This is a genomic window from Rhizobium sp. Root274, from assembly GCF_001429245.1.
GTDB lineage: Bacteria > Pseudomonadota > Alphaproteobacteria > Rhizobiales > Rhizobiaceae > Allorhizobium.
Genome location: NZ_LMJE01000001.1, coordinates 451,235 through 474,909, shown reverse-complemented (window position 1 = coordinate 474,909; position 23,675 = coordinate 451,235). Strand labels below are relative to the sequence as shown.

Sequence of the window (23,675 nt, the reverse complement as noted above, 5' to 3'; positions counted from 1 at the left end):
GGTCCATCTATTGTGGCGGAGGTGACCGCCATGAACATGCAGTCCCGGCCCGAAGCGGCCAAGAAAATATCTGAACCCATCCTCTTGCCCGTTGAGGGCATGACCTGCGCATCCTGTGTGCGACGGGTGGAAAAGGCCGCGGCAACGGTTCCCGGCGTCGAAGAGAGTGCGGTGAATTTCGCCACAGAGACGCTGTCGGTAAAGCCGGGCAAGGACTTTTCGGCCGCAGCGCTGCTCGTCGCGATCGACAAGGCCGGCTATCAGGCGAAGGCCGAGACGCTGCTGCTCGAGGTCGAGGACATGACCTGCGCCTCCTGTGTCTCGCGTGTCGAGAAGGCGCTGAAGACGGTGCCTTCCGTCGAGACGGCGAGCGTCAATCTGGCGACGGGCGAGGCGATCGTCACGGCGCTGGGTGGGGTATCGGCCTTGCCCTCGTTGACCGCCGCCGTCGCCAAGGCGGGTTATGCCGTGCGGCTTGCAGGCGAGTCTCGCATGCCAGCAGAGGCGGGCAATGCCGTAAGCGCGACTGCTACGGCGGATGTCGCACAGGCGGCGGTATCGGGCGCCGCACCCGGTGCCGCAAAGGCAACCGCCGCCACGGCAGGCGACAGTCGCGAGGCGCGGCGGGAGAAGGAGATTGCCGGTCTGCAGCGCGATTTCCTGGTGGCACTGGTGCTCACTCTGCCGCTGTTCATCCTGGAAATGGGCGGCCATATCTATCCGCCGCTGCATCATATGCTGATGGAAGTGTTTCCGGGCAACACGCTGTATCTGCTGCAGTTTGCGCTGGCGACCGCGGTGCTTGTCGGGCCTGGACGGCGCTTCTATATGAAAGGCGTGCCCTCGCTCCTGCGCCTGTCGCCCGACATGAATGCGCTGGTGGCGCTCGGCACGGGCGCGGCCTATCTCTATTCGCTGGTGACGACCTTTGCGCCTCAGCTTTTGCCTGTTGATGCCCGCCATGTCTATTACGAGGCGGCGACCGTCATCGTGTCGCTGATCCTGCTCGGGCGGCTGCTGGAAGCGCGTGCCAAGGGCCGCACCGGTGCGGCGATCCGCAAGCTCGCCGGTCTGCAGGCCAAGACCGCCCGGGTGGAACGCGACGGGACGACGCTCGACGTGCCGCTTTCCTCTGTTGTCGTCGGCGATGTCGTCGTGATCAGGCCGGGTGAGCGTATTCCGGTAGATGGCCGTGTGATCGATGGGGCGAGCGCCGTCGATGAGGCGATGATCTCGGGCGAGCCGATCCCGGTCGAGAAGGGCGTTGGCGCCACCGTCATCGGCGGCACGGTCAATGGCCAGGGCGCCTTCCGCTTCGAGGCAACGGGCGTCGGCGCCGACATGATGCTGTCGCGCATCATTCGGCTGGTGCAGGAGGCGCAGGGCGCCAAGCTGCCGATCCAGCGGCTGGTGGACGAGGTGACGGCCTGGTTCGTGCCGGCGGTGATTGGCATTGCCGTCGTTACCTTCCTGATCTGGCTGCTGCTCGGGCCTGAGCCTGCCTATACCCATGGCCTGGTCGCGGCGGTTGCCGTCCTGATCATCGCCTGCCCCTGCGCCATGGGGCTTGCCACGCCCACCTCGATCATGGTCGGCACGGGACGGGCGGCCGAACTCGGCGTGCTCTTCCGCAAGGGCGACGCATTACAAAGCCTCGCCGGCATCGATTGGGTGGTGATGGACAAGACCGGGACAATCACCGCCGGAAAGCCCGAACTGACCGAGATCGTCACGGCTGATGGTTTTGGCGAGGTCGACGTGCTGCGGCTGACGGCAAGCCTTGAGGCGCGCTCGGAACATCCGCTGGCGGACGCCATCGTGCGGGCGGCGGAAGAGCGGGCAATTGCGCTCTCTGCCGTCGATCAGGTCGAGGCTGTGGCCGGTTTCGGTGTGACCGGGATCGTCGAGGGGCGGCGGATTGCGGCGGGCGCGGATCGCTTCATGGTGAAGCTCGGGGTGATGGGTGAGGGCGAAAAGAGTGACTTGCGTGCCGCCGTCACCCGTCTTGCCGATGAAGGCGCAAGCCCGCTTTATGTGGCGCTCGACGGCAAGCTCGCAGCCGCGCTGGCGGTCGCCGATCCGATCAAGGAGACGAGCGCGACGGCGATTGCGGCGCTCAAGGCCCGCGGGCTGAAGCTGATGATGGTGACAGGTGACAATGCGCGCACGGCCCATGCGGTGGCGAAAAAGGCCGGCATCGATCAGGTGGTGGCCGAAGTGCTGCCCGAGGGCAAGGTAAGCGCGATCAAAGCCTTGCAGGAAAAGGGCGGCCGGGGCGCCTTTGTCGGCGACGGCATCAATGATGCCCCGGCGCTCGCCACGGCCGATGCCGGAATTGCCATCGGCACCGGCACGGATGTCGCGATCGAAAGCGCCGATGTGGTGCTCGTCGGCGGCGACCTGATGGGCGCGCTGCATGCCATCGAGCTTTCGGACGCGGTCATGGGCAATATCCGTCAGAACCTGTTCTGGGCCTTCGGCTATAACGTCGCCCTGATCCCGGTGGCGGCGGGTCTGCTCTATCCGCTCTTCGGCATCACGTTTTCGCCGATGCTGGGCGCGGCCGCCATGGGGTTGTCGAGCGTCTTCGTGTTGAGCAATGCGCTGCGGCTGAGGGCGGCGAAGGTGACGGAAACCATCTCCCCCCTTGCGGGGGAGAACGCAAAATCGAGGGCTTAGCCCGATCAGGGCTAAACCTCAGATTTTGCAAGAGGGGGGCTCGGTAAGGTCGGCACAGACGGAACCTTGCCCCCCACCAGGAAAAATCTGAAGTTTAGGCGGCTTTCGCGCGCCTAAATCTTCGATTTTCCGTCCTCCCCCGCAAGGGGGGAGGTCAGCAAACGGAGAACGACCATGACGATGAACATCGGTGAAGCCGCTGACGCTTCCGGGGTTTCGGCCAAGATGATCCGCTATTACGAGGAGATCGGGCTGATTGCGACGGCGGGGCGCACTGCGTCGAATTACCGGGTTTATGACGCTGACAGCGTCAACCGGCTGCGTTTCGTGCGCCGCTCGCGCAAGCTCGGCTTTTCGCTGGAGGAGACGGAGCGGCTGTTGAAGCTGTGGGACGACAAGGAACGGGCAAGCGCCGAGGTGAAGGCGTTAGCGCTCGCCCATGTGGAGGAACTGGAAACGAAGATCGCCGAGATGCAGGCGATGCGCGACACGCTTTTCCATCTGGCCGAGCGCTGCCACGGCGATAACAGGCCGAATTGCCCGATCCTCGCCGATCTCGAAGGCCGGCCACAGCGGCCAAAGACCATCCCGAAAACAAAGGGCGAAACATGTTGCAGGGATTGACCTTGCCCCTGTGGGAAGGTGCAGGATCCGATCGGAAACGGTGCCAAGGGCGCCAGAAAAGGAAGACACAAGCATGACCGGACACACGGTATTCAAGATCGACGACATGACCTGCGGGCACTGCGAAAAGACGGTCGCCAAGGCACTGGCTGAAGCCCTGCCGGGCAAGGCCATCACCATGGACCTCGCCGCCCGAAAGGCGGTAGTCGAAGGCGATGCGGCGCTTGCCGAAGCGGCAATCCGCGAGGCCGGCTATACGCCGGTGCGGGAAGGGTGAGGCTCGCGGAGGGGCGAGTGGCGAATAGGGAGTGGGGAGTAGGGAGTATAGGCGTCTCTGCCCGTGGATACGCTCGCATCTGTGCCCTTGTAAAAATGCGTAAATTACGTATTTTGGCATGGAGGGAGACTACGTTATGGCGCATCCTATAAAAGTTCCCGCGACCAAGTTCTCGCGCAACTTCGCCCATTATCAGGACGAGGCTCATTCCGCCGGTGTGATCGAAGTGACGTCGCATGACCGCGTGATTGGCGGATATCTCAGCGCGAAAGAGCTTGAGAATTATCAGCGTTTGAAGAGCAAGGAGCGGGAGGTGATTTCCTTTGCTGACTTTGACGATGAGATGCTGGCAGACCTAAAAGACACTCAATGGGGCGTGGTGTCTGAGTGAACCTGCCGGAACCAGTCCCGGGCCTTGTCGTTCGCTACAACTATCTTTGGCACAAGGATGAATTGGAGGGCTTTTCGGAAGGGGGAAAGGATCGGCCCTGCGCGATCATCCTGTCCTCCCGGAAGACGGGCAAGGTCACGCTGATCCCCATTACCCATTCACCGCCGGAGATTGGCGAAGAACACCTCTCGCTCGAAATTCCTCTTGAAATTTGCAAGGCCTGCGGGTTGGATGACGGGGGAAACTACATCAGGCTCGGAGAGGCCAATCGCTTTGTCTGGCCCGGATCCCATTTGCGTCCTCTCCCCTCAGATTCGACCAGAATGCATTACGGGCTTCTGCCCAAGGACTTCTTCGAGCTGGTTCTCTCCCGGGTGATTGCCTTGGTTGAGAAGGGCAGGGTTGACCTCGCAAATCGTCCGTAATCGCGGTGTTCCGCCACCCCGAACGATCGCCGAGATCGCATTGCCGCCCGCCCTGATCAGACCTGACAAAACGCAAGCTGCCGAGAATCGAAGCAACTAAATTAGAGAATTCTTTGTATGTCTGGCGCATCATTCGGGTGGGTCGCACGGTGCGCCCGCCAGAAGAGCCTGATGGCCGGCGACAGGAATGACAATGCGTGCAGAGGGACGGGCAAACGGGCGGCTGGATTGGCTGTTGCGGATGCCACCCGAGATCGAACGGGCTTACGAGCGGGATTTCGGCGAAGGCCGTGTGCGGCACATCTGCGCCACGCCATCATCGTCGGCCTGATCGTCTACAACATCTATAATTTGACCAGCCTCTATCTGATGGCCGACATCCAGCCCTTCACGGTGGCCATGCGGCTCTTCGTGCTGGTGCCGGGCTCGCTGGCGATCTTTTGGCTGGTGCCGCGCCTGCCGCCTGTCTTCCGCGAGATCCTGTTGCTGCAGGGCATGTTCGTCGCAAGCCTGCTGCCGCTGTTTCTTCTCTATTTGTCAGCCTCGCCCTATGCGAGCTATACGCTGGGCGAGCTGCCGCTGGTGCTGCTCTTCGGCAACATGCTGCTGGTCCTGCGCTTTCGCCTGGCGCTGATCTTCACCTTCGTCACCTGCCTGGCCGCCCTGTGGGTCATCCACACCAAGCCGGGCCTCGACCCGAACCTGATCTTTCCCCTGACCGTCCAGGCGATTACCGGCCTCTTCTTCACGCTTTACGGTAATTGGCATTTCGAGCGGCAGCGCTGCCTCTCCTATGTCGCGCAATATGATGCGCAGAACCGTGCGGACCAGGCGGAGCGGATCGGCGACGAACTGCGCGACCTCACCCGCACCGATGCGCTGACCGGCATTGCCAACCGAAGACATCTGGAAGAGGTGCTGTCCGGCTGGCGCACAGGCCACGACGCCATGCTGTTGCTGATGGTCGATGTCGACCACTTCAAGGCCTATAACGACCGGCTCGGCCATGTTGCGGGCGACGAGGCCTTGCGCCGGATTGCCGCCACCCTCAAGGCCTTTGCCGACCGGCATGACGGTTTCGTCGCCCGCTATGGCGGCGAGGAATTCACCCTCGTCTTTTCCGCCGACGTCGAAACCGGCGGGGCCTTCCTCGCCGACCGGCTGGTGCGCACCGTGCGCGAACTGGGCCTCCCCCATCCCGCCCGCCCGGACGGGCTGTTCGTGGTCACGGTCTCGGCCGGTTATGCCGGCGCAGGCGAGGCAGATAGGGGCAACCCGCTGGAACTGGTGACCCGGGCGGACGAGGCATTGTATGCGGCGAAGAGCGCGGGGCGGAACAGGTCTAAGGCGGGGTGAGGCGGCATTCTTCCCATCAATGTGGGAGATGTGTTGGCACAAACACAAAACCCCGCCAGAGGCGGGGTTTTGCTGACATCCCGGAAGGTTTGCGATCACCCGGCCGAGATGGCCACCCGTGGGTGGACTTAAATGCCGGTGCGACCGGCGACAGCAATCAATATGGGGGCTTGAGCCTGCGGTGTCAACGTTGCAGCCCGAGGCCATACCGAACACAGTCGCGCACTCTTTCAAGGGTCTCCGGATCGAGAACCCGAACATCATAAACTCGTTGTCCCTGATCGCGCCCGTTGAACAGGAGGCGTAGTCGATGAAAGGCGACCGTGAGTGCGATGTCGCCCTTTCCCCACATCACCGGACTTGAATAGGGGTGCGGCAACGGAGGGTCGAGTGTGATCTGCATATGGTGCGGCAAGACCGGGCGGGGAACTGTCGTACTCAGAGGAACGATCGTGCAGAGAAACGACCTACCCGGAATTGGAGGAGAGAGCACGATCGCAGGACGCCGCTTGACCATCTCTGGAGGCCTGAATCCCTCTGATAGATCGACACGCAGGATGGTCCCTGGCGCCGGGTGAGAAACGACTGTCATGATCTATACTCCCATTTCGCAGGATGACGCGAATGGGGAATTTTGCAAGCTATACGGGAGTGGATGCAAATTCGCGACAGTGAAGATGGATAGGAAAATAATCCTTGACACCGTGACGGTCGTTCGGTAGGTTTGTTGCATGATCGGAGAGCTGTGGCGGTGAGGCCCGCAAGGCTTTGGAGATGAGGGTGAGGGGTCCGCGCGAGCGGGCCTTTTTTGTTTCGGAGGGCGTGATGCTGGACGCGGAAGACGGGTTGGATGCGCTGCCGCCGGTGATCGAGGTGAAGGCTTTGGGCGCGGGGGCGGATCTTGAGGGTCTGCTTGCCGAATTCACCACCGAGATGCGGGCGCAGTTCGAGCTGTTCCGCCGGCTGCGGGAAAGTGCCGAGAGCCTGCTCGACGGCAGTGATGAGGGCACGGCCAAGCTGGCGCGTGCTGATCTGAAGGCCGCGACCGATGCGATTGCGCTGATCGTGCGCACGCTGGAAAAGATCGACACGCTGCTGCGCCAGCTGGAACGCGACCGGCTGGATGCCGAGGAGCGGCAGCTGGAGGCGCGCGATCCGGAGGTCTTGCGCGCCGAGGTCGAGGCGCTGATTGCAGCAAGGGTTGAGGCGGCGGTGGCGCGGCAGGTTGCCGAGGCTGCGGGTTCTGCCGGAGGGCAAGGGCCGTAGTGAGGCCTCTGACTGATGCCTTGATCTGTCCAGTTGGCAGTGCAGGGGGGCTATGGGGCGGTTCTTGGCCGGCGTTTTGCGGTTCGCGGCAGGTATTCCGTCCGAGGCCCGTCACCACCCGCCGCTTCGCGGCGACCTCCCCCTTGACGGGAGGTGGGGCGCGGACCCGCGCCTGCTCAGTCGGCATCACCCATGCGGGCGAGCAATGCGTCGAGCTGGAGGAATTGTTCGGGCATGGCGCCTTCCATGCCGATGCAGGCTTCGTCGAGGGCTTCCTTGGTTGCATAGGATTCGTGCAAGACCAGGCGGGTGCCGGCGGGGTCTTCGGAGAAATTGACCGTGGTGATGGTGGTTTCGCCGCTTTCGTCATTGGTCCAGGCGAGGCGCGAGGGGAAGGCGACGTCGACATAGGTGCCATAGAAGGTCATGGCTTCGGCGGGATCCTTGCCGAAGGTGACGCTGTAGCCGCCGCCGACCCGCACATCCATCTGACAGTCGAGGAGCGGCACGCCCATGGATTGCGGCGCCCACCAGAGCTTGAACAGGTCCGGCTTGGTCCAGGCGTCGAAAACGCGCTCGACGGGGGCTGCAAAGACACGGGTGACCACGAGGTCGCGGTCGGATATGCGCTCGACGGAGGTGGCACCGGCTGATTCAAGCTTGCTCATCTGTGGGCTCCTGGCGGGTGAAAGTCTCGAATACGCTGTCCAAGGCATTGAAGCGGTCATTCCACAGGGCGCGGCGCGCGGCGATCCACTCGGCGACGTCGCCCAGCCCCTTGGCATCGAGCCGGCAGATCCGGACGCGCCCCTGCTTTTCCGTCGTCACCAGGCCCGCGTCTTCGAGCAGCGCCACATGTTTCTTCATGCCGGTCGGCGTCATGTCGAAGCGGTCTGCCAGACGCGTGATCGAGGTCTCCGCGCGGCCGAGTTCTTCGAGCACGCCGCGGCGCGTGGCATCCGACAGCGCCGCAAAGGCGGCATCGAGGCGGGCATCCAATTGGTGAACCATTTGGTTCAGTGTGGCACGGGAGCGGCAATGAAGCAAGGGGCATGGCTCCTTGGCATCATTCCGAACGCCTGCCGGGGAGACTGCCGATGACGCCGAAATCTCTAAGGCGGCTGGCGCGGGATCGAACGGCGAAGGGGATGAAAGGGACATTTCGGATCGCTGCGGATCACGGAGCAGGGATGCGCGGCATTCAGGGCGAGCTTGAGGCGGTGGTGAAGCAGGGGACTGCCGCGGCTGGAATGTTCTCACATGAAACGTGGAGGATGGCCGGGGTTCAGGGGTGGGACGAACGTCATGCGCGTGAGACGCGGACGGATCAGCCGGTATGCGGACAGAGCGGCGGTTTCGATCTTGGCGGCCTCGACGCGGCCGATCTTGCCTTTCTCGCCCGCGACTGGCGGCTTCTGGCGCGGCCCGAGCAATTGCCGCCCTCCGGCATTTGGCGCAACTGGCTGATCCTGGGCGGGCGCGGATCGGGCAAGACCCGGGCGGGCGCCGAATGGGTGCAGGCCGAGGTGATGAAGGCCGGGCGTCGGACGGATCTGCGCATTGCGCTCGTGGCGGAAACGCTGGGCGATGCGCGCGAGGTGATGATCGACGGGGCCTCCGGGCTTTCGCGGATCGCAAGGCGGATGCGGCCCGAGGTGGAGATTTCGAGACGACGGCTGATCTGGCCGAACGGGGCGATCGCGCAGATCTTTTCCTCCGAAGATCCGGAAAGCCTGCGCGGGCCGCAGTTTCATCTCGCCTGGTGCGATGAACTCGCCAAATGGAAACATGCCGACGAGACCTTCGACATGCTGCAGTTTGCGCTGAGGCTCGGCGACGATCCGCGCCAGGTGGTGACGACGACGCCGCGGCCGGTGCCGCTGTTGAAGCGGCTGATGGCGGATGAGGCGACGGCGCTGACGAAGATGGCGACGTCGGCCAATGCGGCGCATCTGGCGCCGGGATTTTTGGGGGCGCTGGCATCGCGCTATGGCGGGACAAGGCTCGGCCGGCAGGAGCTGGATGGCGAACTGATCGAGGACCGGGTGGATGCGCTGTGGAAGCGGGCGCGGCTGGACGAGATCGTGGTAAAACTTGCAGAACCGCTGCAACGGATTGTCGTCGCGGTCGATCCGCCGGCAGGCGGGGCGTCGGCCTGTTGCGGCATCGTGGTGGCCGGACTGAAGGAGAATGGCCAGGCGGTGGTTCTGGCCGATTGCTCGGTGGAGGGGGCGGGGCCGGCAGGCTGGGCCCGGGCGGTGGTTTCCGCCTTCCGGCGCTTCGAGGCCGACCGCGTGGTGGCCGAGATCAACCAGGGCGGCGACATGGTGCGCGCGGTGCTCGAAGGCATCGAGGCGCGGCTGCCGGTGACGACGGTGCGCGCGACCCGCGGCAAGTTTCTGCGCGCCGAGCCGGTGGCCGCACTCTACGAGCAGGGCCGGGTGGTGCATGCGGCACGGTTTCCCGCTCTGGAAGATCAGATGTGTGATTTCGGCCCCGACGGCCTGTCGAGCGGGCGCTCGCCGGACCGGCTCGATGCGCTGGTATGGGCACTGACGGCGCTGATGCTGGAGGGTGGCGGAGAGCCGAGGATCAGAGGGGTGTAAGGATACCCTAAATTTCACATGGTTGATAAATGGTTAATTCATGCAATCCTGAGTTCTCGTGAATTTTTCTGGGGGCAGGGAAATGCGGAAGATGATTGTGCTCGCGCTGTGCGCGGGGATGAGTGGTTGTGTGAGCAATTACGAGGGAAAGTTTACCCCGATATCTATGGCCCAACTGATCGAAAAGGTGCGTTGCGAGTTGATAGAGAGCAGCAAGACTTCGACATTCCTCCAAAGAGGCGGTTCTATTTCAGCGGATTTGAAAGTTCAGACCAAAAATACTGGGGGGTTCTCGCCCAGTATCGAAAAAACCACAGCCTTTCTCACTCCCGGCGAAAGCCGGTCTTTGAATTTACCTTTGTCCATCGAGGGATCGTCTAGTAGGCTTTATCGGCAACTATTCACTGTCGAACTCCCCACAGCGCTCAAGCAAGATTGTGTATCGGTATCCGCTGTGCCGATTGTTGGAAAAATTGGTGTTGATCGGCTTGTGAAGGAGTACAGTTCTACTGTCGCTTATGTTGAGGAACGCAATAATAAATCGCCGGATGACAATGGTGGTGTCCGACTGGCAACCATTAAACTTGACGACAATGCGGTTTTCTCCGGTGAATCCGTCTTCTCCGCTAAACTTGCAGTCACGTCCGCAGGGATCACATGGGTTTTGACTGAGATCACAGGGGTATTGCCGCTTTCAGCGTCGAACGAGGTCACCGGGACGATAAAGTTGGCATTTATCGGCGTCGACGCTGAAAGTGATGCCTACAAAGAACGCCGCGCTAAGCACAGCTCCCCCTCCCGGCCGTTAGCGGGAGTGACCTTGTCGCCTAGCATTGTTACGCCCAATGCTGAAGGTTTTAACTTGCTGCGGTATAACAGCGGCGGCGAGGATGAGTAGGCCAGCCAGTTCCTGTGAAACCGAGTGTCAATTTATAAAAAAACCGGCGCCTCTGGGGCGCCGGTCTGATGATGGGGGCGGTGGATCGTGGATTACTTGCCGGACGGGCGGCTGGACGGCTGCCGGACCTGGCGCCATTCGTTTTCGAGCCGGGCCAGAACATCGGCCGGGATCGTCTGCGGGGCGGCGGTCTTGGGCGTCATGGAAGTATTGGTCTGCATGTCTTCCCTCCTCATGTTGGAAGTCCTGGCTCCCAAACGTGTCTGTGAGGCGAAAGTTCCACAGTGTTAAGGCTTTGTAAATGTGAACAGAAGGCGCTCTAAACGATTGAAATTTCTTCAATCGTTTTAAACGGCACAAATATTTTCGACAATTTGGTGAATGGCGGGCAGAGGCTTCGGGCCGGCCCTTGCCATGGACGCCAGGTGGCCGCCAACGGCCGGGCTGCCGGCCTCTTTGAGCGGCAGCGCCTTTCGCCTGTTCTCTCCGATTCTTACTCCTGACATCGAGGTTTCCCATGCGGATCGATCGCACGATCTTCTTCGCTGCTGTGCGCCATTCCGTCTTTGGCGGGCGCTTAAGCGAGGGACAGGTGGCCGGCATCGAGGCGCTTTTGACGCGCTTTCTCGCCCGCGGCTGGTCCGATCCGCGCTGGCTCGCCTATATGCTGGCAACCGCGCATCATGAAACCGGCGAGACGCTGCAGCCGGTGCGCGAGACCTTTGCCGCGACCAATGACGAGGCGGTGGCGCGGCTGGAGCGGGCATTCCGCGCCGGCAAACTGCCGACGGTGACGACGCCCTATTGGCGACCGGACGCTGTCGGCCGCAGCTATTACGGGCGTGGCCTGGTGCAGATTACCCACCGCGAGAATTATCAGACGATGAGCCGGATCACCGGGCTTGATCTGGTGGCGGAGCCGGACCTGGCGCTGAGGCTGGACGTCGCGGCGACGATCCTGGTGGTGGGCATGACCGAGGGGCTGTTTTCGGGCGCAAGGCTTGCCGACTTCTTTTGCGGCATGAAGGCCGACTGGACAGGCGCGCGCAAGATCGTCAACGGGCGCGACCGGGCAGCAAAGATTGCAGCGACCGCCCGGACCTTCGATGCGGCAATCCGAGCAGCGCTGGTGGTGTGAAGAGAAGAGGGGCATCGACTGTGAGGCCCATTGGCGGATTGAGCCATCGGCTGCGCGGTGCTATCGCCTTTCGCACCGCAATATTGTTTTTACAGGTGTCCCATGATCCGCCACATCGTCTTCTTCACCGTGAAGCCTGAGAATCTCGAGGCTGTCAGGGCGGGGCTGTCGATCCTGACGGAAATTCCGCATGCCGGCCTGCTGGAGATCGGCACCAATGTGAAGACCGACGGCTTTCACCAGGGGATCGACCTTGTCGTCTATGGCGAGTTCGAGGACGAGGCAGCGCTTGCCGCCTACAAGGCGCATCCGCTGTATGAGGAGAGCATTCGCCGGGTGAAGCCCCTGCGCGAGGAGCGGTTTGCGGCGGATTATCGGGTGGAGGATGCGGTGAGAGCGCGGGTGTGAGAGCTTAGCGGTGCTGAAGCTCGACCGGTAGTCAGGCGAGTGTCATGCGTTTGTCCAGCTCTCCGGCCAGGCCCGACGGATCGGCGTCGGTCACGATGAGCGCCTCGATGAGCAGTTTCAACATCTCCTGGTCTTCTGTGGTTAAGGTCAGGCGATAGCCGTTCGTGGCGATGAAATAGCGTCCCGCAAGCCAGGCCGTGCGCTTGTTGCCCTGCTCAAAGGCATGGGCCTTGCCGATCGCCTGAATGAGGCAACTGGCGAGCCAGGATACGGCAGAAATCTGGAGATAGTTGGCTTGGAAGCGCGGCCTGTGAAGAGCGCTTTCCAAAGCGGCACGGTCGCGTACGAAATGCTGTTCGGCCGTGTCCAGCAGAAGGCGCCGGTTGATGGCGATCACATCTTGCAATGCGATCCAAGCCGGCTCGCTCACTTGGCAAGATGGTCCAGGATTATTTTGTCGGTGACAAGCAGTTCGGCAACAAAGTCTTCGATTTCAGGTGGGCTGGACACCGGCTCCGCGGTCTTGGCGCGTTCGGACGGCGACAAAGACGTAGCATCGGCTTTTGCCGAGCCCAGATTTTTGTCGACTGTGTTGGTTTTCGAGCGTGCCGTCATTGGGAGAATTTAGCACAGAAACGGTTGTGCGGCCAGATGGAGCGCTCGACGCCTCTGATCTGGAACCGTCCGCTGCGGCGCGGACCCTGCGCCGCAGCGGACATTTTGGCGACTAGGCGGTCTTGAAATCCGCCCGGCCGACGTCTGGGGCATGGGCTTCAAGCGCGGCCATCGCCTCGGGCCAGCTGCTGCCGTCGATGTCGAGGGCGGTTCGCAGATAGGCGAGCGTCAGGCGCTGGGTGATCGCAAGGCGTTCGGGATCCTCGTCGTCGGTTTCCTTGGCATCATAGCCGGCAATGCCGCCGAGGCCGTGTTTGCCGCCGAAAAGGGTGAGCAGTGCTTCGGCGCCCGGCGCATGGCGATAGGGGTCGACATGCCATTCGGCGCCGCGCGTTGTCAGATGCGGGCTGTCGTCCGCGTCGCCGGCAACGACGAGGGTGCGGGTGGTGAGTGTCGAAAAGTCGGGGTTGAGCGTGGTGTAGTTTGCCCGCGCATAATCGCTGAGGCTGTCGCCGCCAAGGCCGGGGGCGGCAAGAAGCACGCCGGCCTTGATGCGCGGCTCTGGCTGGCGGACGCGGGTGACGGCGGGGTCTGCGGTATCGGTGAGGCCGGCGCCGAGCAGCATGCCGACGGTTTGCCCGCCGAGCGAATGGCCGACGGCCGCCACGCGGCTGGCATCGAGCCGACCGGCGAGCAGGGGGACGGCCTGTTCGATGGCCGAGAGGCTGTCGAGGATCAGCGTCATGTCATCAAGGCGTGATTGCCAGAAGAATGGATAGCCGGGTGTATCCTTGCCAAGACCGGCGACCTTGGAATTGGCATGGGTCGGCTGGATGACGACGAAGCCGTGAGCGGCGTAGAAATCGACGAGCGGGCCGTAGCCATCCTTGGACGGAATGTAGAGCGATGGGCCGTGGCCATGCGACAAAAGGATGATCGGCAGGTGATCTCCGCTGATCGGTGCGGTGATGCGCAGGTCGAGCGGGCGGCCGCGACCGGGCGCCGGCAGGGTCACCGGGTTGATCGTGAGGGTCGGTTGAGGGGCGGGCGTCGAGATGGCGCGGGCTTTGGTGACGAGATCGTTCATGGAGGGCCTCCGAGCTCTGGATTTTGGCGGGCGATGGGGTTAAGAGATTAATCGGAACGACGTTCCGAATGCATGTGTGATATACGGAACAGTGTTCCGTTTAGCAAGGCCGCTGCAGATTTTTTGTCGTGGCAGGAGAAGATGAATGGCGGCAGTGGTCGAACAGAGCGAAGATCCCGGCGTGGAAACAGGAGCGCCGCGCGTGCGCGCCGACGCCCGCCGCAACGAGGATTCCCTCCTGGAAGCGGCCAAGGCGATCTTTGCGGAAAGCGGCGTCGATGCGCCGACGCGCGAGATTGCGAGCCGCGCCGGTGTCGGCGTCGGCACGCTCTATCGGCGCTTCCCGACCCGTGCAGATCTGGTGATCGCTGTCTTCAAGCGCGAAGTCGATGCCTGCACGGCGGAGGCAGCCGAGCTTGCCGGGGAACATCCGCCAGAGAAGGCGATGGCGCTCTGGCTGCGACGATACACGCGCTTCATCGCGACCAAGCGGGGCCTCGCTCAGGCGCTCCATTCCGGGGATCCCGCCTTTCAGGCGCTGCCGGATTATTTTCGCCAGAATTTCGAGCCGGCTTTGGCGGGGCTTCTGAATGCCGCCGTCGCGGCCGGCGAGGTGCGGGCCGGCATCGAGCCTTACGAATTGCTGCGCGCGATCGGCAACCTTGCTTCGGTCAAGGGGAGTGAGCCGGAGGGCGAGACACCGGTGATGGTCGAGCTGCTGATCGACGGACTGCGGTTTCGCGCAGAGCCCGCCAAGGCCTGAGGTCGAGGCTGGGTTAGCTGATCTTGTGGGCGTCCCGGTCGAGTGCCTGCTCTGATGATATTTGAGGGTGAGGCTGAGCGGTGAACCCGCCGACCGCATCCTTCACTCCTGTCCTACACGAGGAAAATCCGATGAAATTCCCCTTCCGTTTGCCCTGGGCGCAAGCCCCGGATCGTGCCCGCGCGTCTGATGAAAAGGCGCTGTCTCCCCGCCCTGGAATGGCTCTGGCCTTGATTGCCGGCGAGGGCGAGGCGCGGTGGACGGGGCGAAGTTATGCGGCGCTGTCGCGCGAAGGGTTCATGAGGAACCCGGTGGCCCATCGCTGTGTGCGGCTGGTCTCGGAGGCCGCCGCCAGCATTGGTTCTCTCGCCTATCAGGGGCCGGTCGAGCGCGAGGATCATCCGGCGCTGTCGCTTCTTTCGCGGCCGAACGGGGCGATGACCGGGGCGGATTTTCTCGAAGCGCTCTATGGCCAGTTGCTGCTCTCGGGCAACGCCTTTGTCGAGGCGATTGCGGTTGGCGCGGGGGCCGGGGCGACGGCGGAGCTGCATCTTTTGCGGCCCGACCGGGTGAGCGTCGTCTCGGGGGCCGACGGCTGGCCGGCGGGCTATGATTATCGCGCCGGCACGGCCGCGCGGCGCATCGCGCTTGACGGGCTGCTGCATCTGAAGCTGTTTCATCCGCTTGACGATCACTTAGGCTTCGCGCCGCTGGCGGCAGCGCAAGTGGCGCTCGACCTGCACAATGCGGCAGGGCGCTGGAACAAGGCGCTCCTCGACAATTCGGCACGACCTTCGGGCGCGCTGGTCTATCAGCCGAAGGAGGGCGGCAATCTCACCTCCGATCAGTATCAGCGGCTGAAGGTGGAACTCGACGAGGGCTATTCCGGGCCTATGCGCGCCGGGCGGCCGCTGCTCTTGGAGGGCGGGCTCGACTGGAAGTCGATGGGGCTTTCGCCCAAGGATATGGATTTCGTCGAGGCGAAGAATGGTGCTGCCCGCGACATCGCGCTCGCTTTCGGCGTGCCGCCCATGCTGCTCGGCATTCCCGGCGACAACACCTATGCGAACTATCAGGAGGCGAACCGCGCCTTTTATCGCCTGACCGTGCTGCCGCTGGTGACGCGGACGGCGGCGGCGCTCTCACGCTTTCTCGGGGCGTTGACGGGCGAGGGGCTGAAGCTGGTGCCGGATCTCGACACGGTGGCGGGCTTGGCGGCGGAACGCGATGCGCTCTGGGGGAGAGTTGGGGCGGCCGGGTTCTTGACGGACGAGGAGAAGCGGGAGGCTGTCGGGTATTGAGATTTGGTTGTGCCAACGGAACCGATCCCCTCACCAACAAAATCTGAAGGTTAGGCGGCTTGCGCGCGCCTAACGCTTCGATTTTGTAACCTCTCCCACAAGGGGGAGAGGGTCGAATACGGCCGGCGGCGGTGTAACCTCTCCCAGAGAGGGGAGAGGTTCGGATGCGGCCGCGCCTCAGCCCTGCAGCTCGGCCTCTGCCGACGGTGCCGGCTGCGGCAGCGCGGGTGAAAATGACAGGCGGTTCGTGACGGCTTTGACGATGCTGGCGACGGTCTCGCGGCGCCAGCCATGCAGGCGGTGGCCGAAGGCGCTGAGTGCAGCATCGAGTTTGATGTCGCAGGACTGGACGCCCGGGCGGCCGTAGATGAGGTGGGCAAGGCCGATGGCGAGCATGGCCATCAGGCCGGATGCGATCAGCACGTCGGAGAGGAAATGCGCGCCGAAGGCGATGCGGTTGAGGGCGGTCAGCGCAGCATAGACGCAGAGCAGGACGAAGACTGAGCGGCGCCAGACCACGGGCACGAAGAAGGCGAGAGGGATGAGACAGGCGACGACGGCAGCCTCTCCCGAGACGAAGGAGCGGTCGTCGAAATAATGGCCGCCGAGGCCCCAGGCATGCACGAAGGCATCGGTACCGCCGAAATCCACGACATTGCGCGGGCGCGGGCGATCGAAGAGCGGCTTCAGGATGCCGTTTACCGTGAGCGCCGGGCCGAGCAGGAAGAGGCTGGAGAAATAGAGGGTGAAGCGCGGCGGAAAGAGCGACGGGCGCGAGGGGTAGATCAGTTTCAGGACGAGGCCGACGACGAGCGCGATGATGAGTGCCAGCGGGAAATATTGGCCAAAGGCGCGAAAAGTCTTGAGCGCCTCGATCTTGCCCGCCGGAAAGCCGAGGCCCTCGACATAGAAGAGCCGGCTGACGGCGAGATCGACGCCGGGCATGGCGACGAAGACGGCGGATAGCGTCAGTGTGATCAGCGTGGCAAACAGCAGCGGCTTTTCCGCAGCCGTGCCGCGTGGCGCACGTGCCGTGTCGATGACATAGACCATGTAAAAACCCCAGACTTTATACCCCGCCGCCACATGAGCAGGGCTTGATGAAAGGCGTGTGACGGGGCTTTGGGTTTGCGGGGCGGGTCGCAGCGATGGCGGGCGTGATCGCAAGCCTGATTGCCAGCGTGATCGCAATTCGGAGGACGCTTCATTGGGTCAGAAAGCGCATCCTTCGGCGGGCCTTTGGCATGGCTTGCGTGCGCTGTCAGCCCTTCGTGGCAGGAGGGCCGGAAGAAGCTTTGCGCCTTAGGCCCGAGCCGATGAACAGCCACAGGAACAGGAGCAGGGGAACGGCAAGGGCGAGTGCGGCGAAAAGCACGTCGCGACGGCTGAGCCCGGCGCCAAGGGCCGCCTGCAGGATCACTGTGCAGCCCGGCGCCATCAGGAACACGGCGCTGATGACGCCGGCGGTGTAGCGCCGAAGGACGAGGGTGGCTGCGAGATGCGGGACAAAGACATTGGCCAGCATGATCAGGGCGGACCCCGCCAAGAGCGGATCGGCGGCGGGCAGCTCAGCGAGTTTGATCGGGATCAGCGCCAGACCGGCAAGGGTGACGATCACCAGGGCGATGCGGAACCGGGTGAGGGGAAGGTCTAAGCCGAGTCCGGCGACGATGTCGGCGAGGCGGTTCGCAAAGATGTATTCCTCGCCATTATGGATGAGGAGCAGGCCGAAAAACAGCCAGAACCATAGGATGTCCATCGATCTCTCCCGAACCCGGTTGGAGGCATTGCGAGCCTATCATCGATCGGTTCCGGCCAGAAGTTGGCGCGGGTGCGCGGCGTCTTGACGGGGAGCGTGAACCTCTTCGCGCGGTGCATCAAGCAGCAGACTCTGTGTGTGAGCCTCACTCACCAAGGGATTCAGAATATTTGGAAAAAAGTCAAAGCCGTCCCGGTGATGGGATCGGCTTGTCGGGATTTTAAGGGAAGGTTTGCGCCGGCCGCAGCCTTTTGGGCGGGATCGTACCGGCCGGCGCGAGGCCAAGCTATCAGCGAAAGATGAACAAATGACTGACTTCAGCCATGACGGCGGCGTTTTGTCTGCCCGTCTGATCGGCGCTGTCGCAGGCTCTGCGATTTCGCTGGTCTATCTCCTGCCGCGCCATCGCCGCGAAGCGGCGGTGCGCTTCCTGACCGGGGTCGCCTGCGGGCTGATCTTCGGCGGGCCGACGGGGCTGTGGGGTGCGACCCAGCTCGGCATCGAGCCGGAATTGTCCTCCGCCGAGATCATGCTGGCCGGTGCCACGCTTGCGTCATTTACGGCCTGGTGGGGGCTGGGGGTTCTGGTGCGGCTGACGGGTCGGGCGGGGGAGAGGGTTTGAGGGGGCGCGCGACTGCCGCGCATCTTCTGACTGAAAAGCCCCTCATTCTCTTAGAGAGGAGCCCCTCATCCGCCCTTCGGGCACCTTCTCCCCGCAGGCGGGGAGAAGGCGAATACGGCCGGCGGCGTGCCCCCTTGTCCCCGTTCACGGGGAGAAGGTCCCGGCAGGGGAATGAGGGGCAGTTCCAAGCCCAACAGAAAAATCATCACGAGGAGAGACATTATGCAGCGCAGGGAGGGGCTGGGCGCCCCGAGCTTCAGATATACCGGGCTGACGCTGAAGGGTGTCGCCGGTGACGGGACGTTTTCGGGCTATGCCAGCCTGTTCGGCGAGGTCGATCTCGGCCGCGACGCGATCGAGCGCGGCGCCTTTGCCGCCTCGATCGACAAGCGCGGCGCGGGCGGCGTGCGCATGCTGTTCCAGCACGATCCAGCCGAGGTGATCGGCCGCTGGACGGTTTTGCGCGAGGACGAGCGGGGCCTCTATGTCGAGGGCAAGCTGGCAACCGACGTGGAGCGCGCCCGCGAGGTGCTGGCGCTGATGAAGGCCGGCGCCTTGGATGGGTTGTCGATCGGCTTTCGCGCGGTGAAGACCAGGGCCGACCGCAAGGCGGGGGTCAGGCGCATCCTGGAGGCGGATCTCTGGGAGATCTCGGTGGTGACCTTTCCCATGCTGCCGACCGCGCGCGTCTCCAATGTCAAGCATCGGCGGTTCTACCGCGACAGGGAAACCGAGCTCGTCCGGCTGATGCGCCGGGCGGCACGGGCGATGGCAAACAATCATTTCACCAGAGGATGACGAGATGGACCAGAGGAATGAGGCGAAAGGACAGAACATGATGACGGATGACAGGGCGGGGACAGCCGGAACGGGCAAAACGGATTCGCCGGCGCGCGCGGCACTCGAGGTGAAGGCCGCACCCGACACCGTGACGGCGGCCTTCGAGGAGCTGATGAGCGCTTTCGAGGCCTTCAAGGAGGGCAATGACCAGCGGCTGGCGGAAATCGAGGACAAGCTGACAAGCGATGTCGTCACCCGTGACAAGGTCGAGCGGATCAACAAGGCGATCGATGATCAGGGGCGGCTTCTCGACGAGCTGGTGCTGAAGAAGCTGAGGCCGCAGCTCTCGCGGCCGGGGCGTGACGATCCGATGTCTGCCGAACACAAGGCGGCTTTCGAAGCCTATGTTAGGCGCGGCGACGACCAGGCCTTGCGCGATCTCGACCAGAAGGCGCTATCGGCGGGTGTCTCCGGCGACGGCGGCTATCTCGTGCCGCCGCAGATGGATGGCGAGATTGGCCGGAGGCTCTCCGCCATTTCGCCGATCCGCTCGCTCGCGACCGTGCGGCAGGTGTCGGGGTCAGTGCTGAAGAAGCCGTTTGCTGCGGCGGGTTTTGCGAGCGGCTGGGTGGCCGAGACGGCGGCGCGGCCGCAGACCGGCACGCCGGAACTCTCCGAACTCGCCTTCCCGACCATGGAGCTTTATGCCATGCCGGCCGCGACGCAGGGGCTGCTCGACGATGCGGCGGTCGATATCGAGGCCTGGATTGCGGCCGAAGTCGACATCGCCTTTGCCGAGCAGGAAGGGCAGGCTTTCGTCTCGGGTGACGGCGTCAACCGTCCCAAGGGTTTCCTGAGCTACACGCAGGTGGCCGACGACGCCTGGGAATGGGGCAAGATCGGCACGATCGCGACGGGGGCTGCGGGCGCTTTTGCGGCAAGTGGTGCATCGGACGTGCTGATCAACGCGGTTTATGCGCTGAAGGCGGGGCATCGCCAGAACGGCAGCTTCGTCATGAGCCGCCGCACCCAAGGCGCGGTGCGCAAGCTGAAGGATGCCGACGGCAACTATCTCTGGGCGCCGCCGGCGCGCGCCGGCGATCCCGCCTCGCTGATGGGCTTCCCGGTCGCCGAATCCGAGGCCATGCCAGAGATTGCGGCGAATGCCACGGCGATCGCCTTCGGCGATTTCCGCGCCGGCTATCTGGTGGTCGACCGTGTCGGCGTGCGGGTCCTGCGTGATCCCTATTCGGCCAAGCCTTACGTGCTGTTTTACACGACGAAGCGCGTGGGCGGCGGCGTGCAGGATTTCGAGGCGATCAAGCTGGTGAAATTCGGGGTGTGATGGGGGCTGACCCTCCCCTTGATGGGGAGGGGCGGAGCGCAGCTCCGGGGTGGGGCGACCGCTCGCGTGACCGCCTCTCCCCTCGGGGAGAGGATCGCCGAGGGTAGCGGAGGCGAGGTGAGGGGGCCGTTCGGCAAAGCATCGAGCATTACGCCCAAGCTTCGCTCCCCCTCATCCGCCCCTTCGGGGCACCTTCTCCCCGCTGGGGAGAAGAGGCAGTCACCCGCTGCCGTCAGGATCTGCCCAGTTTAATGATTATTTTCAAAAGGATTTCCCATGACCATGATCGACCTTTCTCCGCCGCTGGCGGAGCCGCTGACGCTTGCCGAGGTGAGGGCGCATTTGCGGCTGGATACGGATGACGAGGACGACCTGCTCGGCTCGCTGATCACGGTCGCGCGCGAGCATCTGGAGCGGGAGACCGGGCTGGTGCTGGCGACCAGGGATTTTCGGCTTTGCCTTGATGCCTGGCCGGACGACGGGATCCTGACGATTGCGCGGGGGCCGGTGCGGCAGGTGACGGAGGTGACGGTCTATGACGGCGAGGGGATCGGTCAGGCCGTGGATCTCGACGGGCACCTGCTTGACGGCGAGGCGCGGCCGGCGCGGCTTTGGCTGCGCGATGTGCCAGCGCCGGGGCGGGTGCTGAATGGCATCGAGGTGGAGTTCGTGGCGGGCTGGGGCGAGAGCGGGGCTGACATGCCCGACACGCTGAAGCGGGCGATGCTGTTGCATATCGGCGCGATGTTTGCCTGCCGGGGCGTGGTGGCCGCGGATGCCCAGCCGGCGGTCGTGCCGCCTGGTTATGACCGGTTGATCGCGCCGTTTTGCCGTCGGGGGCTATGACCATGGCCGTTTTGGATGTCGATGCCGGCCGGCTGACGGCGCGGCTGGTGCTGGAGGAGCCTCAAGCCACAGATGACGGGCAGGGCGGGGCGGAGGTCGTCTTTGCCGAGCTGGGACGGGTTTGGGCGCTGGTCGAGCCGAAGACATTTGCCGAAGAGGTCAAGGGGCCGGGGCTGGTGTCGGAGGTGACGCATCAGGTGACCTTGCGGGCGCGGGGCGATCTTACGCCGGGGCAGCGGCTGCGCAAGGGCGCGCGGGTCTTTGAGATTATGGCGCTGCGCGATCTGGACGAGACGGGGCGGTTTGCGCTGGCACTTTGCCGTGAGGTGACGGGATGAGGCGCGCTGGCGGGCGGGGCCATGCGCCTGTGGCGCTGGAGGAGACCGGGTTGGTGCTGGGCGAGATGTTGCGGCGGGCGCTGGCGCAAAGGCTGGCGGCGCAGGCCGTCCGGCGGACGGACGCGCCGGAGCCGGAGGAGTGGCAGGCTATTGATGATGGGGGCGAGCGAGGACTCGTCCTTCGAAGCCCTGATGTGTCGGGCGCCTCAGGATGAGGGATGGACCTATTGCATGAGGGGCGGCGTGATGCGCTGTGGTGATGCGTGAGCGTGAGCGGGTGCAAGGAGATGGACAATGACGAATGCGGTCAATGCCTTGGCAATCGCGCTTCAACAGGCAGTGAAGGCGGATGCGGTGCTGGTGGCACAGCTTGGCACGGACGGGGTGACCGACCGCGCGCTGCGGCCGCAGCGTTTTCCAGCCCTTGTGCTGAGCACCGTCGAGGCGCGGGATTATTCGACCGGCGAGTCGGAGGGCACGGAGATCCTGCTGGTGCTGGAGGCCTGGAGCGCGAAGTCCAGGCGTGAGGCGGAAGAGCTTGTCGCGGATGTGCGCCGGGTGGCGGAGGGCTTGTCGGACGGGCTCTCCGGGTTTCGGCTCGTCAATTTCAGCCATCGGCGAACGATCAGCCGACGCGATGTGAAGGCCGGGCTGTTCGTGGCCGAGGCGCGTTTTCGGGCGGTGGTGGAGTGAGGCATTTGCCCACGGAACTTTGCCCCTCTCTTGGAAAATCTGAAGTTTAGGCCGCTTGCTCGGACCTCAAGCCTTCGATTTTCCGCTCTCCCCCGCAAGGGGGCAGATAGGCCTCGTGCGCCGCGCGATCATTGCCAGCCCCAGGATCGCGAAAAAGCCCGTCGCGGCGAAGGCAGTGGCGAGCACGAGGCCGGCATCGATGCCGGCGCGGTCGATGACAGCCGTCATCAGCACCGGGGCGGTTGCATTGGCGAGGTTTTGCGGCAATGCGAGGCGGGCCGACTGGCGGGCGAAGCGGCTGGCGGAGAAGAAGGACAGGGGCATGGTGGCGCGGGCAAGCGCACTGACGCCCGAGCCGAAGCCGTAAAGCGCTGTAAACAGGAGAAGGCTTGAGGGAGTGCCGGAGAAGACGATCAGGAGCAGCGTCGACGCCGTCAGCATGGCGGAGCCGGCAAGGCCGGTGGTGATCGGCGAGGTGCGTTTGCCAAGCACCAGATCGACGGCGCGGGCGGAGATGCCGAAGACAGCGCGCAGCGATCCGAGCTCAAGCGCAAGCGCCGGCGTGGCGCCGGAGAGTTCGAGGATATGCAGGAGCTGCGGCGACAGGCCGAAGGTCATCAGGCTGGAGAGCGAACTGGAGAGCGCAATCAGCAGGAAGGCGGCCACCGCCATACGGCGGGTCAGATCAAGCGGTTCGACGGCATCGGCCGCACGGTCCTCGTCCGAGCGCGTGATCGCGATGCGGCCGATGGCGAGATGCACGGGCATGACGACAAGGAGCTGCACGGCAGCGGCGGCAAGAAGCGCCCCGCGCCAGCCGAGCGCCTCGCCGGCGAGCGTGAGCAGCGGCCAGCAGACGGCGGAGGAGAGCCCGGTGAAGACCATGAGAATGCCGATGGCGCGGCGGGCATCACGGCCTTCCCGCTCGACGACGGCAGCAAAGGCCGGCACCGTCAGCGCAAAGGAACCGCCGACGCCGAGGATGAGCCAGGCGATCGCATAGAGGACGAGGCCGGTGGAGAGCGCAAGCACGGTGAGGCCAGCCGCCATTAGGACGGAGCCCGTGGCGAGGATTTTCGAAGCGCCGTGGCGGGCAATCTGCTGGCCGGTCCAGGGGCCGAGAAAGGCCATGACCAGCATCATTACGGTCAGCCCGGCAAAGGCTGTTTCGTTGGCAAGCCCGAGATCGGCGGCCATGGCTCGCCCGAAGACGGCCGGCATCTCATAGGTCGTGCCCCAGCCAAGGATCTGCGAAACCGTAAGCGCGGCGACGAGGGCAGTGCGGGGCATGTTCATGGGGGACTCAAAGGGAGAGTTTGCAATCGGCGGGAGTGCATCTTCTAGGCCGGTTGTGGCGTCGGCGATAGGGTGAAATCTTGACGGCTGCGGTGTTGCGGCGGGCTCGGCCCATCTCCCCCTTTGCGGGGGAGAAAGGGAAATTGAGGAATTGGCCCGATC

At 63.9% G+C, this 23,675-nt stretch carries 29 protein-coding genes; 19 read left to right on the top strand and 10 right to left on the bottom strand.

Translation table 11 applies throughout. The annotated features are described in order from the left end of the window. Positions 1 to 30: 30 nt before the first annotated feature. The 6 genes from ASE36_RS02450 to ASE36_RS02425 all read left to right on the top strand — a co-directional run bounded on the left by ASE36_RS02450 (position 31) and on the right by ASE36_RS02425 (position 5,752). Positions 31 to 2,679 (top strand): heavy metal translocating P-type ATPase, encoded by a 2,649-nt coding sequence (locus tag ASE36_RS02450; protein ID WP_082510755.1) that lies wholly within the window; start codon positions 31 to 33, stop codon positions 2,677 to 2,679. A gap of 180 nt (positions 2,680 to 2,859) precedes the next feature. Next, positions 2,860 to 3,303 (top strand): Cu(I)-responsive transcriptional regulator, encoded by a 444-nt coding sequence (cueR, locus tag ASE36_RS02445; protein ID WP_062277887.1) that lies wholly within the window; start codon positions 2,860 to 2,862, stop codon positions 3,301 to 3,303. Positions 3,304 to 3,376: 73 nt separating this feature from the next. Continuing rightward, positions 3,377 to 3,580, top strand: coding sequence for a heavy-metal-associated domain-containing protein (locus tag ASE36_RS02440; protein ID WP_062275284.1), 204 nt, complete (start codon positions 3,377 to 3,379; stop codon positions 3,578 to 3,580). A gap of 136 nt (positions 3,581 to 3,716) precedes the next feature. Beyond that, entirely contained in the window at positions 3,717 to 3,971 is a 255-nt protein-coding gene (locus ASE36_RS02435; protein ID WP_062275282.1) for a hypothetical protein, read from the top strand. Continuing rightward, positions 3,968 to 4,396: a hypothetical protein gene (locus tag ASE36_RS02430; protein WP_244474635.1), complete on the top strand. Its 429-nt coding sequence runs from the start codon at positions 3,968 to 3,970 to the stop codon at positions 4,394 to 4,396. Before ASE36_RS02435 ends, ASE36_RS02430 begins: the two co-directional genes overlap by 4 nt. A gap of 171 nt (positions 4,397 to 4,567) precedes the next feature. After that, a complete protein-coding gene (locus ASE36_RS02425; RefSeq protein ID WP_244474634.1) occupies positions 4,568 to 5,752 on the top strand; it encodes a sensor domain-containing diguanylate cyclase in 1,185 nt (394 codons plus the stop codon). A 184-nt stretch (positions 5,753 to 5,936) separates the two neighbouring features. Here the strand turns inward: ASE36_RS02425 and ASE36_RS23245 are convergent, their stop codons facing one another. Further along, a complete protein-coding gene (locus tag ASE36_RS23245; RefSeq protein WP_082510753.1) occupies positions 5,937 to 6,344 on the bottom strand; it encodes a type II toxin-antitoxin system PemK/MazF family toxin in 408 nt (135 codons plus the stop codon). Between the two features lie 233 nt (positions 6,345 to 6,577). Here ASE36_RS23245 and ASE36_RS02420 point away from each other — a divergent pair, with 233 nt between their 5' ends. Beyond that, the gene (locus tag ASE36_RS02420; protein WP_062277882.1) at positions 6,578 to 7,018 is read left to right on the top strand and encodes a hypothetical protein; all 441 of its coding nucleotides are present in this window, start codon (positions 6,578 to 6,580) and stop codon (positions 7,016 to 7,018) included. Between the two features lie 176 nt (positions 7,019 to 7,194). On the opposite strand, the gene ASE36_RS02415 is transcribed toward ASE36_RS02420, so the two are convergent. Then, positions 7,195 to 7,686 (bottom strand): SRPBCC domain-containing protein, encoded by a 492-nt coding sequence (locus ASE36_RS02415; RefSeq protein WP_062275277.1) that lies wholly within the window; start codon positions 7,684 to 7,686, stop codon positions 7,195 to 7,197. Continuing rightward, on the bottom strand, positions 7,673 to 8,029 hold the full coding sequence (locus tag ASE36_RS02410) for an ArsR/SmtB family transcription factor (RefSeq protein ID WP_062275275.1): 357 nt from the start codon (positions 8,027 to 8,029) through the stop codon (positions 7,673 to 7,675). Before ASE36_RS02410 ends, ASE36_RS02415 begins: the two co-directional genes overlap by 14 nt. A gap of 263 nt (positions 8,030 to 8,292) precedes the next feature. Here ASE36_RS02410 and ASE36_RS02405 point away from each other — a divergent pair, with 263 nt between their 5' ends. Together ASE36_RS02405 and ASE36_RS02400 are read left to right on the top strand one after the other, a co-directional pair. Beyond that, entirely contained in the window at positions 8,293 to 9,624 is a 1,332-nt protein-coding gene (locus ASE36_RS02405) for a terminase large subunit domain-containing protein (RefSeq protein ID WP_156378594.1), read from the top strand. 91 nt (positions 9,625 to 9,715) lie between these two features. After that, entirely contained in the window at positions 9,716 to 10,522 is an 807-nt protein-coding gene (locus ASE36_RS02400) for a hypothetical protein (protein WP_062275273.1), read from the top strand. A gap of 92 nt (positions 10,523 to 10,614) precedes the next feature. Here the strand turns inward: ASE36_RS02400 and ASE36_RS23140 are convergent, their stop codons facing one another. Next, positions 10,615 to 10,743, bottom strand: coding sequence for a hypothetical protein (locus ASE36_RS23140; RefSeq protein ID WP_274533373.1), 129 nt, complete (start codon positions 10,741 to 10,743; stop codon positions 10,615 to 10,617). Positions 10,744 to 11,039: 296 nt separating this feature from the next. Between ASE36_RS23140 and ASE36_RS02395 the strand changes: the two genes are divergently transcribed. Both ASE36_RS02395 and ASE36_RS02390 read left to right on the top strand, forming a co-directional pair. Beyond that, complete coding sequence (locus ASE36_RS02395; protein ID WP_062275271.1) at positions 11,040 to 11,660, top strand: glycoside hydrolase family 19 protein; 621 nt, start codon at positions 11,040 to 11,042, stop codon at positions 11,658 to 11,660. A 102-nt stretch (positions 11,661 to 11,762) separates the two neighbouring features. Then, on the top strand, positions 11,763 to 12,068 hold the full coding sequence (locus ASE36_RS02390) for a Dabb family protein (protein WP_062275269.1): 306 nt from the start codon (positions 11,763 to 11,765) through the stop codon (positions 12,066 to 12,068). A 31-nt stretch (positions 12,069 to 12,099) separates the two neighbouring features. Here ASE36_RS02390 and ASE36_RS02385 read toward each other — a convergent pair whose 3' ends face one another. From ASE36_RS02385 to ASE36_RS02375, 3 genes are all read right to left on the bottom strand, one after another. Then, positions 12,100 to 12,498, bottom strand: coding sequence for a type II toxin-antitoxin system death-on-curing family toxin (locus ASE36_RS02385; protein ID WP_062275267.1), 399 nt, complete (start codon positions 12,496 to 12,498; stop codon positions 12,100 to 12,102). After that, entirely contained in the window at positions 12,495 to 12,683 is a 189-nt protein-coding gene (locus ASE36_RS02380) for a hypothetical protein (protein WP_062275265.1), read from the bottom strand. Before ASE36_RS02380 ends, ASE36_RS02385 begins: the two co-directional genes overlap by 4 nt. A 112-nt stretch (positions 12,684 to 12,795) precedes the next feature. Next, entirely contained in the window at positions 12,796 to 13,770 is a 975-nt protein-coding gene (locus ASE36_RS02375) for an alpha/beta hydrolase family protein (RefSeq protein WP_062275263.1), read from the bottom strand. A gap of 145 nt (positions 13,771 to 13,915) precedes the next feature. Between ASE36_RS02375 and ASE36_RS02370 the strand changes: the two genes are divergently transcribed. Both ASE36_RS02370 and ASE36_RS02365 read left to right on the top strand, forming a co-directional pair. Next, complete coding sequence (locus ASE36_RS02370) at positions 13,916 to 14,533, top strand: TetR/AcrR family transcriptional regulator (RefSeq protein WP_062275261.1); 618 nt, start codon at positions 13,916 to 13,918, stop codon at positions 14,531 to 14,533. Positions 14,534 to 14,664: 131 nt separating this feature from the next. Further along, positions 14,665 to 15,834: a phage portal protein gene (locus ASE36_RS02365; RefSeq protein ID WP_062275260.1), complete on the top strand. Its 1,170-nt coding sequence runs from the start codon at positions 14,665 to 14,667 to the stop codon at positions 15,832 to 15,834. A 177-nt stretch (positions 15,835 to 16,011) separates the two neighbouring features. Here the strand turns inward: ASE36_RS02365 and ASE36_RS02360 are convergent, their stop codons facing one another. Next, on the bottom strand, positions 16,012 to 16,887 hold the full coding sequence (locus ASE36_RS02360; protein WP_062275258.1) for a phosphatase PAP2 family protein: 876 nt from the start codon (positions 16,885 to 16,887) through the stop codon (positions 16,012 to 16,014). A gap of 208 nt (positions 16,888 to 17,095) precedes the next feature. Beyond that, the gene (locus ASE36_RS02355) at positions 17,096 to 17,593 is read right to left on the bottom strand and encodes an HXXEE domain-containing protein (protein WP_062275255.1); all 498 of its coding nucleotides are present in this window, start codon (positions 17,591 to 17,593) and stop codon (positions 17,096 to 17,098) included. A 307-nt stretch (positions 17,594 to 17,900) separates the two neighbouring features. Between ASE36_RS02355 and ASE36_RS02350 the strand changes: the two genes are divergently transcribed. From ASE36_RS02350 to ASE36_RS02320, 6 genes are all read left to right on the top strand, one after another. Next, positions 17,901 to 18,215 (top strand): DUF6107 family protein, encoded by a 315-nt coding sequence (locus ASE36_RS02350; RefSeq protein ID WP_062275253.1) that lies wholly within the window; start codon positions 17,901 to 17,903, stop codon positions 18,213 to 18,215. 222 nt (positions 18,216 to 18,437) lie between these two features. Further along, positions 18,438 to 19,013, top strand: coding sequence for an HK97 family phage prohead protease (locus ASE36_RS02345; protein ID WP_062275251.1), 576 nt, complete (start codon positions 18,438 to 18,440; stop codon positions 19,011 to 19,013). Between the two features lie 40 nt (positions 19,014 to 19,053). After that, positions 19,054 to 20,340 carry a phage major capsid protein gene (locus ASE36_RS02340; RefSeq protein WP_062277877.1) on the top strand — a complete coding sequence of 429 codons (1,287 nt, stop codon included), beginning with the start codon at positions 19,054 to 19,056 and terminating at the stop codon, positions 20,338 to 20,340. A gap of 276 nt (positions 20,341 to 20,616) precedes the next feature. Further along, positions 20,617 to 21,186 carry a head-tail connector protein gene (locus ASE36_RS02335; protein WP_062275250.1) on the top strand — a complete coding sequence of 190 codons (570 nt, stop codon included), beginning with the start codon at positions 20,617 to 20,619 and terminating at the stop codon, positions 21,184 to 21,186. Between the two features lie 2 nt (positions 21,187 to 21,188). Continuing rightward, on the top strand, positions 21,189 to 21,524 hold the full coding sequence (locus ASE36_RS02330; RefSeq protein WP_062277873.1) for a phage head closure protein: 336 nt from the start codon (positions 21,189 to 21,191) through the stop codon (positions 21,522 to 21,524). Between the two features lie 294 nt (positions 21,525 to 21,818). Beyond that, positions 21,819 to 22,217, top strand: coding sequence for a DUF3168 domain-containing protein (locus tag ASE36_RS02320; protein WP_062275246.1), 399 nt, complete (start codon positions 21,819 to 21,821; stop codon positions 22,215 to 22,217). A gap of 66 nt (positions 22,218 to 22,283) precedes the next feature. Here the strand turns inward: ASE36_RS02320 and ASE36_RS02315 are convergent, their stop codons facing one another. Further along, positions 22,284 to 23,513 carry an MFS transporter gene (locus ASE36_RS02315; protein WP_062275244.1) on the bottom strand — a complete coding sequence of 410 codons (1,230 nt, stop codon included), beginning with the start codon at positions 23,511 to 23,513 and terminating at the stop codon, positions 22,284 to 22,286. Positions 23,514 to 23,675 lie beyond the last annotated feature (162 nt).